A 14,452-nucleotide genomic window follows, 5' to 3' on the forward strand; every position below is an offset into this window, starting at 1 on the left:
TGCTGATCAAGCAGCCCGGGGCGCATCCCAGCGCGAGCCGCCGAAAGAGCCGAGTGCCTTGTCGCGAAGCTCCCTGAACTTGGACGAAGCCTCGGCCAGACGCCGGTCCCATTCCGGATCGGGGACTTGGCCTTCGATGGCGGCGAAATAGACCTGCATCAGCGAAGCGATGGCGAAGGGTTCGATGAAGGCCGCCTTGAACGCCCAGGCAAAGACGATTGCCAGCACGAAGGCCCAGCCGGCAAGCTGGCCTGGCATCACCCACAGGATGGCGCCGGCGGGCGCAAGCATCAAAAGGAAGATGACGAAGGACACGCCCCACATGATCACCGCCAGCCAGACGGCGTTCTTGACCATGTGCTTGCCGTTCTGCGCGTAGAGCACGACGCCTTGCCTGGCGGTCTCGAAAGGCGAGTTTGAATTGATGCGGATGTTGTAGCCGAGGATGATCTCGTCGACATAGGTCAACGACAGGCGGATGACGGTGTTGATGAAGCTGATCAGGCCGCTCAAGCCCGGAATGGGCAGGAATGCGGCGATGCCGCCGATCAGGCCGGTGATGGCGCGGATGGCGCCCTTGACCAGCTGGTCGACGACAAAAAGGATGTTGGCCTCGGCAAAACGCTGGGTCACCACTTCCTTCGCGTAGGCGATCTGGCCCTGGCCGTCGGGGACGTCGTGGCCGTCGATCAGGTGGACCATGACGGCGATGTGCCCGGCCTTCAGGACATAGAGGATGTATTCGCGGATCCAGTAGACGGCGATCGAGACGACGCCGAAGCCGACGACCCCGCCCCACAAGGCAAACGACATCGGCCCATCGGGGTCCGTGGAGATGTGGCCGACGCCATAGCCGACGCTGGCGCCGGTGCCGGTCGCCATGATGTAGGCGACCGTGATCCCGAAATAGACGATCATGCGAAAGACGATGAACGGCCATGTCCGTATCATGATGGACACCGACCGGCCGATGCTGAAGTCCCACATGGCCCCGACTCTCCCGCCTCAGAGTTGGCTGGGGAGGATGCGCTCACGCCGACCAAAGTCAATTGCGGGCTCGCCATTCAGTCATCAAACCGGTGCACAAGTTCGGGGCACCGGGCTTATTCCAGCGGACGGTCTGCTTTCCTCAGCAGACCTTCCAGCAGTTGCTTGAACGCCGCCACCACCTTTTTCGATGTCGCTTCGGGATCTTGCGAATTGGCGATGCGCTGCGAGGCCTGGCTGCTGGCGCCGTTGATCAGCCGCGCGGCGGTCTCGGGATCGAGATCGGGAACGACGACGCCTTCCTCCTGCAGCCTAGTCAGATGATCCGTCATTGACGCGGTGCAGGCATTGGCGTTCGGCCACTGCGCCGGGTCGCCAAGCACCGCCGGGCCATCTCGGAACATGATGCGCTGGATCTCCGGCTCAAGCGCCATCTCGATATAGGTGGTGCATTCGTCGACGAAATGCTGCCAGCGGGTCGGCGCCCGCGAGGCGACTTCGTTCACCCGGGCGGCCATCTCGGCGTCGATCTCGGCGATCACCGCCTGCAGCAGACCCTTCTTGTCGCCGAAATGGTGATAGAGCGCGCCGCGCGTCAGACCCGCCGAAGCGGTGAAATCGTCCATCGATGCCTCGGCATAGCCGATCGTGCCGAAGGCATGGCGGGCCGCGGCGATCAGCTTGGCGCGCGTCTCGGCGATCATCTCCTTGCGGGGTTTGTGCATGGCTTCTGGCCCTATTCACATACGTCTCGTATGCCAATTGACATACGCAACGTATGGACTATCTGACACTCATACGCTGCGTATGTAATTGCGGCGCCTTCCCTTGTCGAGGAGCAGGACCATGCGAAACCCCTATTCGGACATCTTTCGGGCTCCCGGCACGAAGGGCTTTGCCGCGGCCGCCTTCATCGCCCGGCTGCCCATCGCTATGGCGCCGATCGGCATCGTGGCGATGCTGTCACAGACGCATGGCGAATATTGGCTGGCCGGCGCTGTCTCGGCCACTTACGCGCTGGTCAACGCCTTCCTGTCGCCGCAGGTCTCGCGGCTGGTGGACCGGCTCGGGCAAAGCGCGATTGCCGTGCCGACGACACTCGTTTCCGTGCTTTCCTTCGCTGCCTTGATTGCGGCCGCCAACCAGCACTGGCCGATCTGGACCTTGTTCCTGGCCGCGCTGCTTGCCGCCGCCATGCCCAGCATTCCCGCGCTGGTCAGGGCTCGTTGGACCGAGATCTTCCGCAATCGCCCCGAACTTTACACCGCCTTCGCCTTCGAATCGGCGGCGGACGAATTGGTCTATGTTGCAGGCGCCTCGCTATCGGTGGGCTTAAGTGCGGCGCTGTTCCCGGAAGCGGGCATGGTTGTCAGCACGTTGCTGCTTGCTCTCGGCTCGGTGGCGTTCCTTCTCCAGCGTTCGACGGAGCCGCCGGTGCGTCCGGCGGAACAGGCGGCGACCGGTTCGGTGATCCGCTTGCGGCCGGTCCAGATCATCACCTTCGCACTGATCTTCGTCGGCGCGACCTTCGCGACCACCGAAGTCACCACCGTTGCGATAACCAAGCAGCTCGGCCAGCCTGAAGCGGCAAGCCTCGTCATCGGCGTCTATGCGCTCGGATCCTTCGTGCTCGGCATCATCGTCGGCGCGCTCAACCTCAAGGCGCCGCTGCAGCGGCAACTGGCTGTCGCGGTCGCCGTCATCGCGCTCACCACGCTGCCGCTGCTCTTTGCCGGCACCGTGCCGACGCTGGCGGTCGCCGTCTTCGTCAGCGGCGTTGCGATCTCACCGACCTTCATAACCGCCTTCGGCCTGATCGAACGCCATGTGCCGCCGGCAATGCTGACGGAAGGCGTCACCTGGGTGACGACCGGGATTGGCATCGGCATGGCGCTGGGCTCCTTCGCCGCCGGCTGGATGGTCGACACTTTTGGACCACAGAGCGGGTTCTTCGTGTCGGTGGCCGCGGGCGCGGTTGCTTTAGCCACCGTGCTCGCCGGTCAGCGCCGCCTTGCGACGTCCGATTACGACCCGGATGGAGACGAAGCGGCTGTCCCGGCTGAGTAAAACAAGAGCGCTTGGCCGTTCGTTTCGGTGAACCCATCGCGTTCGGGATTGGCCGAAGCCCTTCGAACTTCATCATCCCAGGGCGAAGCAGGAGCGAAGCTCCGTCGCGAAGACCCTGGAATCCATTCCGTGACCTTGATCGAGGAGTGCAGCGGAGCAGAATTCTGCACCGCTGCGGTGCGTCGAAGTCGCGGCATAGCAACTATGGTCTGCGCCGCGTCGCTCCTTGCTTCGCCATAGGATGGCGACGTCGCGGTGGCCTCAGCCAATCGCCAACGCACGCGACCTGCCCGCGGGGAGCTTTCCGCCCGTCAACCCTTCCACGAACTACAGTATCTCGGTCTTCGCGATATGGATGCCAAAACCCTCAAGGCCGACATAGTGGCGCTCACGCGAGGCGATCAGGTTGATCGAGGAAATGCCGAGATCCTTCAGGATCTGCGCGCCAAGGCCGATCTCGCGCCACTCGTTCTCGCGCCGCAGCGCTTCCTCATGATCCTCGCCGCTTTGCGGCCGCTTGCGCTCCTGGTGGGCGACGCCGACGGAACCTTCGCGCAGATAGACGATGACACCGCGCCTGCGCTCGCCCATCGCCTTCATGATGGCGTCCAGACGGTGGCTGGTGCCGAAGACATCGGTAACGACATCTTCGGAATGCAAGCGCACCGGCACCTCCTCGCCGTCGCGGATGTCGCCGAAGACGACCGCGACGTGGTGCATGGAATCCCAGGGCAGCGTGTAGGTGAAAACCTGCGCCTTGCCGCCGGGCGTGTTGATGTCCGAGCAGGCGACGCGCTCGACCAGCGTTTCCTTGCGCTGCCGGTAAGCGATGAGGTCGGCGACCGATATCTGCTTCAGGCCATGCTGCTCGGCGAAAGCCTGCACTTGCGGACCGCGCTTGACGGTGCCGTCGTCATTGACCAATTCGGAAATGACGCCGACCGGCGGCAGGCCGGCGAGCTTGCAGAGATCGACCGCGGCTTCCGTATGGCCCGAGCGCATCAGCACGCCGCCCTCACGCGCGATCAGCGGGAAGATGTGGCCGGGACGCACGAAGTCGGAGGCGCCGACATTGCCGTTGGCGAGGTTGCGCACGGTGAGCGTGCGGTCGTCGGCCGAAATGCCCGTCGTGGTGCCGTGCTTGAAATCGACGCTGACGGTGAAGGCCGTGGTGTGGGCGGAATCGTTGTCGGCCACCATGGGCGCTAGGTTCAGCCGCCTTGCGTCCTCACGCAGCATCGGCGTGCAGACGATGCCCGAGGTATTGCGGACGATGAAGGCCATCTTCTCCGGTGTGCAGTGCACGGCGGCGACGATCAGGTCGCCCTCGTTCTCGCGCCCGTCATCATCCATGACGACGACGATCTCGCCGCGCTCGAAGGCGCGGATCGCTTCGACGATCTTCTTTTGGTCGTATGGCATCAGGCGCTCGCTTCGCTCGCAAGGGAGTAGGGGAATAGGGCAGTACGGGAGTAGGGGAAAGGAAAAAGTTTGCGTCTCGACAAGCGCATAACATACTCCCCTACTGCCTTACTCCCCTACGCCCTTCCTGTCTGTCCTCTGTGCCGCAGATAGTGGTCGGCGATCGCGCAGGCAACCATGGCTTCGCCGATCGGCACGGCGCGGATACCGACGCAAGGGTCGTGGCGGCCCTTGGTCATGACCTCGACGTCCTTGCCTTCCTTGTCGATCGACTTGCGCGGCGTCAGGATCGAAGACGTCGGCTTGACGGCGAAGCGGGCGATGATCGCCTGGCCGGTCGAGATGCCGCCCAGAATGCCGCCGGCATTGTTGGAGAGAAACACCGGCTTGCCGTCATTGCCGATGCGCATCTCGTCGGCGTTCTGTTCGCCGGTAGTGCGCGCCGCCTCGAAGCCGTTGCCGATCTCGACGCCCTTGACGGCGTTGATCGACATTAAGCCGGACGCGATGTCCTGGTCGAGCTTGGCATAGATCGGCGCGCCAAGGCCCGCCGGCACGCCGTCGGCGACGATCTCGATCACCGCACCGACCGAGGAGCCGGCCTTGCGGATGCCGTCGAGATAGGCGGCGAAGACCGGGACTGAGGCCGGATCGGGGGTGAAGAACGGGTTTTCGGCATCGCCGACGAAATTCCAGTTCCAGTTGGCGCGATCTATTGCTTTCTCACCCATGGAAACCAGCGCGCCGCGCACCACCATGCCCGGCACCACCTTGCGGGCGAGCGCGCCGGCCGCCACCCGCGCCGCCGTCTCGCGCGCCGAGGAACGGCCGCCGCCGCGATGGTCGCGCAGGCCGTATTTGACTTCGTAGGTGTAGTCGGCATGGCCCGGCCGGTACTGGCGGGCGATCTCGCCATAATCCTTGGAGCGCTGGTCGACATTCTCGATCAGCATCGAGATAGGCGTGCCGGTGGTGATCATCGTCTCGCCGTCCGCGTCGAGGATGAAGCCGGAGAGGATCTTCACCTCGTCCGGCTCGCGGCGCTGGGTGACGAAGCGCGATTGGCCGGGGCGGCGCCTGTCGAGCTCGGCCTGGATATCCTCGCGCTTGAAGCGAATGCCGGGCGGGCAACCGTCGACCACGCAGCCGAGCGCGGCGCCATGGCTTTCACCCCAGGTGGTGACGCGAAACAGATGGCCGAAAGTGTTATGAGACATGGAAAACGCCCTGCCCGGCGGCGGAGCCGGTTCGCCGGTTCAAGGGTGCCTTCTATTGGCGTTTTCCACGGCGGTCAAACGGTGATCGGATGCATCAATCTGTGATCTGGCCGATTTAGTTTTGACACATTCGGTTGGTTTCTGCTCTCTTTCATCCGCCGTTGAGGATCCGCTCGCTGACCAGCCGGCGCAATGACCAAAGAGGACGACGATGCGTACCCTGATTGGCGCTGTTGGCGCCATGCTCATGATTTCCACCGCCGCGTTCGCCGGCCAGACCGAAGGCCTTATCAAGAACGTCGACAAGGACACGCTGACGCTGACGCTGGACGACGGAAAATCCTATAAGCTCAACGCCGAGACCGACCTCGACGCGCTGAAGCCCGGCATGGATATCGTCATCGCCTACGACGTGACCAACGGCGAGAATGTCGTGACCGATATGCAGTTGCCGGACAGCGACTAGAACTAATCTAGGCCGCGAGGTCTTGGCCGCCGCACAGCGTTGGTACAGGACGACCTCAGAAATTGGCCGGAACGCCGAAAGCTTCGTCATCCTGGGGCGAAGCAAGGAGCGAAGCGACGCGGCGCAAACCCTGGATCCATGCCGTTACGTCTGAGCGCCGCTACGGTCCAGATTTCGTTTCACTCCCGGTGACCAGCACGCATTCTGAGCCGCTGCATTCTTCGGCTGATGTCACGGCATGGATCCTTGGGTCTTCGCTCCGCTTCGCGTCGCTACGCCCAAGGATGACGACGTTCACGGTCTTCGGCCGACCCCCATGGCGTGTGCGATAGCACGCTGACGCAACGACCCACGCAGCAGCCTTCACAACCACTCCAGGCTTAGGCCCTCCAGCCGGAGCAGGCGATCCTGCGGGATCTCAAGGCTTGCCGCCTCCTGCTTCGACACACCTTCCACAATGCGGAACAGGCAGCGCATGACACCGCCGTGGGTGACGCAGACGGTCTGCCGGTCAAGCGCGTCGAACCACGGCTTTATCCGTTCGAGCAGCATCTCGTAGCTTTCCGCGCCTTTGCCGGGCGGCTGGAAATCCCATTTGGCGCCGCGGCGCCCGTGCGTCGATCCGGGATGCCGGGCCTCGAGTTCGCGAAAAGTAAAGCCCTGCCAGTCGCCGAAGCTCAATTCCACCAGACGCGCGTCAATGCGGTAGGCGAGCGGGTCGAGGCCCATTGCCTCGCGCATCAGCTCCATCGTTTCGCGTGTGCGCCGCATCGGGCTGGCGACAAAATCGAAATCCTCAGCCTTGCCGATCAGCCCGGCCAGGCGCCGGCCGTTGCCGGTCGCCTGAAGGCGTCCAAGCTCGTTGATGTCGGTGTCGGCCTGGCCCTGTAGCCGACGCTCGGTATTCCATTGCGTCTGGCCATGGCGCGCGATGTAGACGAGCGGATACATCAGGTCTTCCGGAGGTCGGGCCAGGGCCTGGACGGAAAAGTAGGCGGAGAGATTTAGTCCTTGACGGTCGAGATATCCGGCGCGTCGACCGCCTTCATGCCGACGACATGGTAGCCGGAATCGACGTGATGCACCTCGCCGGTCACGCCGCGCGACAGGTCTGACAGGAAGTAGACGGCGGAATCGCCGACCTCTTCCTGCGTCACCGTCTGCTTGAGCGGCGAATTGTATTCGTTCCACTTGAGAATATAGCGGAAATCGCCGATGCCGGAGGCGGCAAGCGTCTTGATCGGACCGGCCGAGATCGCGTTGACGCGGATCTTCTTGGCGCCGAGGTCGACGGCGAGATAGCGCACGCTGGCTTCGAGCGCCGCCTTGGCGACGCCCATGACGTTGTAGTGCGGCATCACTTTCTCGGCGCCGTAATAGGTCAGCGTCAGCAGCGAGCCACCTTCGCTCATCAGCGGTTCGGCGCGCTTGGCGATGGTGGTGAAGGAAAACACCGATATGTCCATGGTGCGCAGGAAATTGTCGCGCGTCGTCTCGACATAGCGGCCGGTCAGCTCGTCCTTGTCCGAGAAGGCGATGGCGTGGACGAGGAAGTCGAGCTTACCCCAGTGATCGGCGATGTCGGCAAAGACAGCGTCGAGGCTTTCCGGATCGGTGACGTCGCAGTGGCCGGCAACATGCGCGTTGAGCTCGGCCGCCAGCGGCTCGACGCGCTTCCTGAACGCCTCGCCCTGATAGGTCAGCGCGATTTCGGCACCATGATCGACACAAGCCTTGGCGATGCCGAAAGCGATCGACCGATTATTCGCGACGCCGAGGATGAGGCCCCGCTTACCGGCCATCAGGCCCTGTCCACCCGCCATGTGTGCGTTCTCCGCAAGAATGTCTGCTTTGTGGAGCCTATCGCACAGGCACAGGGTCCCTTCAAGCGTCGAAAACAGACTGGCTTGAGGAGAAAATCGCCTCGATCAGCCTTTTCGGTTGCGCATCAGGGCTTCGAGATCGGCGTCTCCGCCTTCCAGCAGCATCAGCCGCACATGGGCGTAGAGGTCGCCGTGGCCGCCTGTTTTTTCCGGCAGGCCCCTGCCCTTCAGGCGCAGCACCTTGTCCGAGCTCGACCATGCAGGAACATTGACCGCGAGCTTTCCGGTCGGCGTCTCGACCGCCACCTTGGCGCCGAGCACCGCGTCGGCCAGATCGACCGGCAGGTCGACATGCAGGTCGCGGCCCTCGATGCGGTAGCGCGGATGGCGACGGATGTGGATCTTGACCAGCGCGTCGCCCGGCTGGCCGGGCCCCTGCTCGCCCTGCCCCTTGAGGCGGATGGTCTGGCCCTCCTCGACATAGGCCGGAAGCTTGACCGCCATCTTGCGGCCATCGGGGAACATCGCCGTCACCTTCTCGGCGGTGGCCGCCTCCTCGACGGTGATGTCCAGCGTGACGTTGAGGTCCGGCGCCTGGACCGGCTGGCGACGGTCGCCACGGCCAGCGCCGCGCACGCCCGAAAAGGCATCGCCGAAAATCTGGCTGAAGATGTCGCTGTTGCCGTCGAACGGATCGCCGCCCGGGCGACCGGTGCGGAATTCGAAATGCGCGCCGCCAGGGCCCTGCTGACGGCGGAATCCGGCGAACGGATCGCCGCCGGCGCCCTCGAAGCCTTGGAATCTCGGCTTGCCGTCGGCATCGATCTCGCCGCGGTCGTAAGCGGCGCGTCGCTTCTCGTCGCCGACGATCTCGTAAGCCTGATTGGCGGCGGCAAAACGCTCCTTCGCCTTCGGATCATTCGGGTTCTGGTCCGGATGATGCTGCTTGGCGAGCTTGCGGTACGCCGATTTTATTTCCTTGGCCGATGCGTTCTTGGCAACGCCCAGCAGCTCATAGGGGTCGCGCATGCTTCCTGCCTGAAAGAGAGATTGGGTCCACGGTTGCCCTCTATATGCGCTTGCATAGGAAGAAATTCCAGTGGTGCAAGATGCGACCGGCTATTGAAATCAGAGCGCCTTGAACTCCTGCATGCGCCAGCCGCCGGCGCCGGCCATGCAAAGCTCGCCCTGGTACAAGGCGACGCCGTCGAAACTCTCCCGCGTGGCGTTGAAGCGGCGGCAGTTGAGGCCGCCATCCTTGAGTTCCACCAGCTCGGTGATCGAGCCGCGCGAGCCGGTGCCGGCATTGGCCCATGGCACGGCCTGGCCGCCGAGCTGCTGGATATCGGCTGAGGAGACCGCATTGCCGATGGTGGTCTGGTCCGAATCCTGATCGATGCTCGCCGGCTGAACAGGTGCGGAAGACGCGCTGGAGGTGACGATCGAGCGGTCGACCTCGGCCTTCTCCAGACTGAAGCCGCCGGCGCCGCAGCCTGCAAGCGGAAGCGCCAATGTCAGCAACGCAGCCTTGGCGCTGGCCGAAGCGATAACGCTCCATTGCCCGCTGTCAAAAGCTTGCGCGATACGCGACAATCGGCGAACTCCCCCCGCAACGTTAAAAATTTGGAAAACTATGAACGAAACCGAGTTAACAAGCAGTGACTTCACCCAGGCGGCGGAGCCGTTCAGGCTTTTTGCCGCATGGCTGGAGGACGCCACCAAGAGCGAGATCAACGACCCCAACGGCGTGGCGCTGGCAACCGTCGACGCCGACGGCATGCCGGATGTGCGGATGGTGCTGCTCAAGGGGTTCGACGAAAAGGGATTTGTCTTCTACACGAATTTCGAGAGCGCCAAGGGCCGCGAGATTCTTGGTAGCATGAAGGCGGCGATGTGCTTCCACTGGAAATCGCTGCGCCGCCAGGTGCGCGTGCGCGGGCCGGTGGAGATTGTCAGCGACGAAGAGGCCGACGCCTATTATGCGACGCGTCCGCGCGGTAGCCGCATCGGCGCCTGGGCCTCGAAACAGTCGCGGCCGCTGGAAAGCCGCTTCGCGCTGGAGAAGGCGGTGGCCGAATACACGGCGCGCTACGCGATCGGCGAGATCCCGCGGCCAAAATACTGGTCCGGCTTCCGCATCCTGCCGCAGACGATCGAGTTCTGGCACGACAGGCCGTTCCGGCTGCATGACCGCGTCGTCTTTTCGCGCCACGCCAAGGGCGGCTGGGACAAGACACGGCTTTATCCCTGACTGTCCAAAGAAAATGCCGCGCAAGGGTGCGATCTCAAGCTGATTGGGCTGCAAGGAGGTGATCCCATGAGCCTGTTCCTGGCCTATCTCGGCGTCTCGTTCATCGTGCTCGCGACGCCTGGACCAGACACCGCCATCACCATCCGCAACACGCTGCTCGGCGGGCGCGTGTGCGGCGTGTTCACCGCGCTCGGCATCTCCAGCGGCCAGACGATCTGGGCGCTGGCCACCAGCGCCGGCATCGTCGCCCTGCTCGTCGCCTCGGAGCCGCTGTTCCTTACCGTCAAATATGCCGGCGCCGCTTACCTGACCTATCTCGGCTTCAAGGCGCTGCAGGAGGCATGGCGTCCGTCCCATCAGCAGGACACGGCAGCCATTGCTAGGCCGGAGCGGCGGCTGACGGTGGCAAGCGCTTATCGCCAGGGTCTAATCAGCGATCTCGGCAACCCGAAAATGGCGGTGTTCTTCGCCAGTCTTCTGCCGCAATTCGTGCCGCCCGGCGGGGAAAATTTCCTTGCGCTGCTCGGCCTCGGCGCGGTCTTCGCCGTCATGACCTTCACCTGGCTCGCGCTCTATGCGACGGTTATCGCCAAGGCAGGCGATTTCCTGCGCCGGCCCTCGATCCGCCGCGCCATCGAAGGCATCACCGGAATGGTGCTGATCGGCCTTGGCATCCGCATCGCCACCGAGCACCGGTAGAAGGCGGAGTTAACCCTTCTTCCTGTCCATGAAGGCCGTCAGCGCGGCGCGCGCCTCGTCGGACTTCAGCCGTTCGCGGAAATGCTCGCTTTCCACGTTGATGCGGGCGATCAATTCCTCGCGCGGCCCGCGCATCAGGTCGCGGGCGATCTTCAGCGCCTCAGGCGGCTTGGCGGCGATTTCGTCGGCGGCGGCCAGCACCGCGCCTTCCAGCGCCTCTTCCGCGACCACCTCGTAGATCAGGCCGGCGGCCTTGGCGCGCTCTGCGGAAAAGCCTTCGCCGAGGCCAAGCAGCGCGAAGGCGCCCTGGCGGCCGAGGATCTGCGGCGCCAGCAGGCTGGAGCCGGCTTCCGGCACAAGGCCGAGATCGACGAAGGGCGTGCGGAACAGCGTGCGCGGCGTGGCGAAAGTCAGGTCGCAATGCAGGTTGAGCGTGGTGCCGATGCCGACCGCGACGCCGTCGACGCCCGACACCATCGGCTTTTCCGCCCTGGCCAGCGCCATCAGGAAATCCCAGACCTCGTTGCCGCCCTCGCCGCCGGTGGCGACGACGAGGAAATCGGCAAGGTCGTTGCCGGCGGAAAAGGCGCCGGGCACGCCGAGGAAGACATGGACGCGAACCGCCGGATCGGCATCGCCCTCGGCAAGGGCAGCCGACATTTTCGCATACATGTCGCGCGTCAAGGCGTTCTTCTTGTCTGGCCGGTTCATGCGGATGATCTGCACGGCGCCTCGGCGCTCGATGAGGATATGGTCGGTCACGGTCGGTTCCTTCGAATGTCGGGACGTTCAGGCCGAGATCAGCGCCTTGCCGGCGGCGGCGAGACTTTCGGCGCCGTCGATGACGCGCTCCTTGAGCGCGCGCGTCTCACCGAGCAGGTTCTCGGCAAAGAAGCGGCAAAGCGCGATGCGGCCGCGGTCGGCGAGCCCGCCCTGCGCCAGATAAGCGCCGCCGGCGGCGAGCGAGATCAGACGAAGATAGGGCGTGGCGCCGGCCAGCGCGGCGTCGGCCTTGCCGTCGGTCATCAGCTTCTGCAGGAAGCGCGTCGCCTCGTCGAGATCGACAAGCGCGCGGTCGAGATTGTCGGCGGTGCGGCCGAAGCCTTCGATATTGGAGGTGCGCACCGCGTCGGCCACCGCTTTCAGTTCGCCGATATAGCGATGCACATGCTCGCCGCCGCCGAGCGGCAGTTTGCGCGACACAAGGTCGATCGCCTGGATGCCGTTGGTGCCTTCATAGATCGGCGCGATGCGGGCATCGCGATAGAGCGCCGCAGCACCGGTCTCCTCGATGAAGCCCATGCCGCCATGCACCTGGATGCCGAGCGAAGCGACCTCGACGCCGACATCGGTGGAGAAGGCTTTCGCCAGCGGCGTCAGCAGATTGGCGCGGTCGCGCCAGTTGGCGGCGGCCTCTCCCTCGGCGACGCGCGCGCGGTCGATGGCATGGGCGCAGGAATAGCTGATGGCGCGCGCGATCTGGGTCAGCGCCCGCATGGTCAAGAGATTACGCTGCACATCCGGGTGATGGACGATCGGCGCCATGCCGGACCCGGCATAGTCCGAAGCCTTGCCCTGGCGGCGCTCATTGGCATAGGCGATCGCCTTCTGCGTCGCCGTCTCAGCCACCGCCACGCCTTGCATGCCGACGGCCAGGCGGGCGTTGTTCATCATGGTGAACATGCAGGCCAGCCCCTTGTTCTCCTCGCCGATCAACCAGCCGATGGCTCCCGGCGTCGTGCCCGCAAAACCGTCGCCATAGATCATGGTGCAGGTCGGCGATGCATGGATGCCCAGCTTGTGCTCCAGGCCGGAACAGAAGACGTCGTTGCGGGGGCCGAGCGAGCCATCGTCATTGACCAGGAATTTCGGGACCGAAAACAGCGAGATGCCGCGCGTGCCGGCCGGCGCGTCGGGCAGCCGCGCCAGCACCAGATGCACGATGTTGTCGGTGAAATCGTGCTCGCCATAGGTGATGAAGATTTTTTGGCCGAAGAGGCGGTAGGTGCCATCGCCTGCGGGCTCGGCGCGGGTGCGCAGCGCGCCGAGGTCCGAGCCGGCCTGCGGCTCGGTCAGGTTCATCGTGCCCATCCACTCGCCGGAGACGAGCTTGGCGAGATATTTGGCCTTCAGTGCCTCGGAGGCATGCTTGTCGAGCGCCTCGACTGCGCCCATGGTCAGCGTCGGGCCGATGCCGAAGGCCATGGCTGCGGAGTTCCACATTTCGAGCGCGGCGACGGCAAGCATGGTGGGCAGGCCCTGGCCGCCATATTCCTCCGGCCCCGACAGCGCGTTCCAGCCGCCATCGATCCAGCGGCGGTAAAGCTCCTTCCAGCCCGGCGGCGTGGTGACGGCCGCATCCTTCAGAACCGCGCCGTGTTCGTCGCCGATCTTGTAGAGCGGGGCCACCTCCTCGCTGGCGAAACGGCCGGCTTCGGCCAGGATCGCGTCGACCAGATCCTCGCCGAGGTCACCGAACGTGCCGGCCTCCAGCGCCGGCTTCAGCCCCGCCACATGCTTCAGCGTGAAGGCGATGTCCTCGACCGGTGCGCGATACATTTCCTGCTCCTCCTCCGTGCCGGCCAATCGTAGGGAGATGGCCGAAGCGAGACCATCCGCCTTTGGGGCGCGGTCCCGCACCTTCTTTTTACGTAAACGTCAAACTTTGTCACGCGGATTTTGCAATAACGGCATGGACTTCGTCATCCCCTGGCGAAGCGGATGCGTAGACCCGAGGATCCATGCGTAACCTCGCGCAAAGGGTGCAGCGGTACAGAATTCTGGACCATAGAAACGCCTCAACGCAACGGCATGGATCATGGTCTGCGCCGCGTCGCTGCGCTCCTTGCTCCGCCATAGGATGACGAAATCGCGAGGGCTGGCCAAGGTTGCTGCCATCTCTCAAAATATCTGCAACAAGGAATTACATTCTGTTGGTATGATGCGCCGGGCAACTGGATCGGAACCTCCCATGCTTGCCAGACCTGACGCCTACCGTTGTATCGAATGCGGCCTTCCCTTCCGGGCCATGGGCTTCTGGTACCATCAGGGCAAGCTCGAAAACGGCCCTGCCTACTGGTCGGATCGCGGCATATTGTGCTCCCCGCACTGCTCGCTGGCGCATCACAAGAAGCGCGCGGCCGAAGGCACGCTGCCGCAAGAGCCGGCGTCAGATCCGTTCCAAGTGCAGTCACTTTTCCGGCGGTGAGCGCCGATTCGAGGTAATCATAATGCCGAGCCGCAAGACTCCCCGTGGCGCCCTCGCCGAAGTCGCGCAGGAAACCAACAACGAGATCGCGAGCATTCGACTGTCGACCGCAGATCAACTCGCTTTGGTCGAGGCAATTGTGAACCCGCCGGAGCCGAATGACGCGCTTCGCAAGCCGCCGACGCCTACAAAAGCCCTGTCGTTGAATCTCGGTAGCCGGGCTCGGCCGCGCTGAAGGCTCTTCGGCCCGGCAGCACTTCCTTAACTATAGCGGTTCAGGATCGTCCCCTGGTCAGTGGGGACACCCTGATT

General features: G+C 64.0%; 16 protein-coding genes. 6 read left to right on the plus strand and 10 right to left on the minus strand.

Features of this window, described 5'->3' with window-relative positions:
- Positions 1-6: 6 nt before the first annotated feature.
- Both EH240_RS06130 and EH240_RS06135 read right to left on the minus strand, forming a co-directional pair.
- Complete coding sequence (locus tag EH240_RS06130) at positions 7-987, minus strand: hypothetical protein (RefSeq protein WP_124996518.1); 981 nt, start codon at positions 985-987, stop codon at positions 7-9.
- 116 nt (positions 988-1,103) lie between these two features.
- Positions 1,104-1,712 (minus strand): TetR/AcrR family transcriptional regulator, encoded by a 609-nt coding sequence (locus EH240_RS06135; RefSeq protein ID WP_124996519.1) that lies wholly within the window; start codon positions 1,710-1,712, stop codon positions 1,104-1,106.
- A gap of 121 nt (positions 1,713-1,833) precedes the next feature.
- Between EH240_RS06135 and EH240_RS06140 the strand changes: the two genes are divergently transcribed.
- Positions 1,834-3,054 (plus strand): MFS transporter, encoded by a 1,221-nt coding sequence (locus EH240_RS06140; protein ID WP_124996520.1) that lies wholly within the window; start codon positions 1,834-1,836, stop codon positions 3,052-3,054.
- Positions 3,055-3,381: 327 nt separating this feature from the next.
- On the opposite strand, the gene ribB is transcribed toward EH240_RS06140, so the two are convergent.
- Together ribB and aroC are read right to left on the minus strand one after the other, a co-directional pair.
- Positions 3,382-4,476: a 3,4-dihydroxy-2-butanone-4-phosphate synthase gene (gene ribB, locus EH240_RS06145; RefSeq protein ID WP_124996521.1), complete on the minus strand. Its 1,095-nt coding sequence runs from the start codon at positions 4,474-4,476 to the stop codon at positions 3,382-3,384.
- A 116-nt stretch (positions 4,477-4,592) separates the two neighbouring features.
- On the minus strand, positions 4,593-5,693 hold the full coding sequence (gene aroC / locus EH240_RS06150) for a chorismate synthase (protein ID WP_124996522.1): 1,101 nt from the start codon (positions 5,691-5,693) through the stop codon (positions 4,593-4,595).
- A 211-nt stretch (positions 5,694-5,904) separates the two neighbouring features.
- Here aroC and EH240_RS06155 point away from each other — a divergent pair, with 211 nt between their 5' ends.
- Positions 5,905-6,159, plus strand: coding sequence for a DUF1344 domain-containing protein (locus tag EH240_RS06155; RefSeq protein WP_124996523.1), 255 nt, complete (start codon positions 5,905-5,907; stop codon positions 6,157-6,159).
- Between the two features lie 363 nt (positions 6,160-6,522).
- Here EH240_RS06155 and EH240_RS06160 read toward each other — a convergent pair whose 3' ends face one another.
- From EH240_RS06160 to EH240_RS06175, 4 genes are all read right to left on the minus strand, one after another.
- Positions 6,523-7,110 (minus strand): histidine phosphatase family protein, encoded by a 588-nt coding sequence (locus EH240_RS06160; RefSeq protein WP_124996524.1) that lies wholly within the window; start codon positions 7,108-7,110, stop codon positions 6,523-6,525.
- Positions 7,111-7,163: 53 nt separating this feature from the next.
- The gene (gene fabI, locus EH240_RS06165; protein ID WP_124996525.1) at positions 7,164-7,982 is read right to left on the minus strand and encodes an enoyl-ACP reductase FabI; all 819 of its coding nucleotides are present in this window, start codon (positions 7,980-7,982) and stop codon (positions 7,164-7,166) included.
- 105 nt (positions 7,983-8,087) lie between these two features.
- Positions 8,088-9,011: a DnaJ C-terminal domain-containing protein gene (locus EH240_RS06170; protein ID WP_124996526.1), complete on the minus strand. Its 924-nt coding sequence runs from the start codon at positions 9,009-9,011 to the stop codon at positions 8,088-8,090.
- Positions 9,012-9,110: 99 nt separating this feature from the next.
- Entirely contained in the window at positions 9,111-9,575 is a 465-nt protein-coding gene (locus EH240_RS06175; RefSeq protein ID WP_124996527.1) for an RT0821/Lpp0805 family surface protein, read from the minus strand.
- A 40-nt stretch (positions 9,576-9,615) separates the two neighbouring features.
- Here EH240_RS06175 and pdxH point away from each other — a divergent pair, with 40 nt between their 5' ends.
- On the plus strand, positions 9,616-10,233 hold the full coding sequence (gene pdxH / locus EH240_RS06180; RefSeq protein WP_124996528.1) for a pyridoxamine 5'-phosphate oxidase: 618 nt from the start codon (positions 9,616-9,618) through the stop codon (positions 10,231-10,233).
- Between the two features lie 66 nt (positions 10,234-10,299).
- Complete coding sequence (locus tag EH240_RS06185; RefSeq protein WP_124996529.1) at positions 10,300-10,932, plus strand: LysE family translocator; 633 nt, start codon at positions 10,300-10,302, stop codon at positions 10,930-10,932.
- Between the two features lie 9 nt (positions 10,933-10,941).
- Here the strand turns inward: EH240_RS06185 and EH240_RS06190 are convergent, their stop codons facing one another.
- Entirely contained in the window at positions 10,942-11,694 is a 753-nt protein-coding gene (locus EH240_RS06190) for a crotonase/enoyl-CoA hydratase family protein (RefSeq protein ID WP_124996530.1), read from the minus strand.
- Positions 11,695-11,721: 27 nt separating this feature from the next.
- On the minus strand, positions 11,722-13,491 hold the full coding sequence (locus tag EH240_RS06195) for an acyl-CoA dehydrogenase family protein (protein WP_124996531.1): 1,770 nt from the start codon (positions 13,489-13,491) through the stop codon (positions 11,722-11,724).
- Positions 13,492-13,903: 412 nt separating this feature from the next.
- On the opposite strand from EH240_RS06195, the gene EH240_RS06200 reads away from it, so the two are divergent.
- On the plus strand, positions 13,904-14,140 hold the full coding sequence (locus tag EH240_RS06200) for a hypothetical protein (RefSeq protein ID WP_124996532.1): 237 nt from the start codon (positions 13,904-13,906) through the stop codon (positions 14,138-14,140).
- Positions 14,141-14,162: 22 nt separating this feature from the next.
- On the plus strand, positions 14,163-14,375 hold the full coding sequence (locus EH240_RS06205; RefSeq protein WP_124996533.1) for a type II toxin -antitoxin system TacA 1-like antitoxin: 213 nt from the start codon (positions 14,163-14,165) through the stop codon (positions 14,373-14,375).
- Positions 14,376-14,452 lie beyond the last annotated feature (77 nt).

Origin of the sequence: Mesorhizobium tamadayense (assembly GCF_003863365.1) — a bacterium.
Lineage (GTDB): Bacteria > Pseudomonadota > Alphaproteobacteria > Rhizobiales > Rhizobiaceae > Mesorhizobium > Mesorhizobium tamadayense.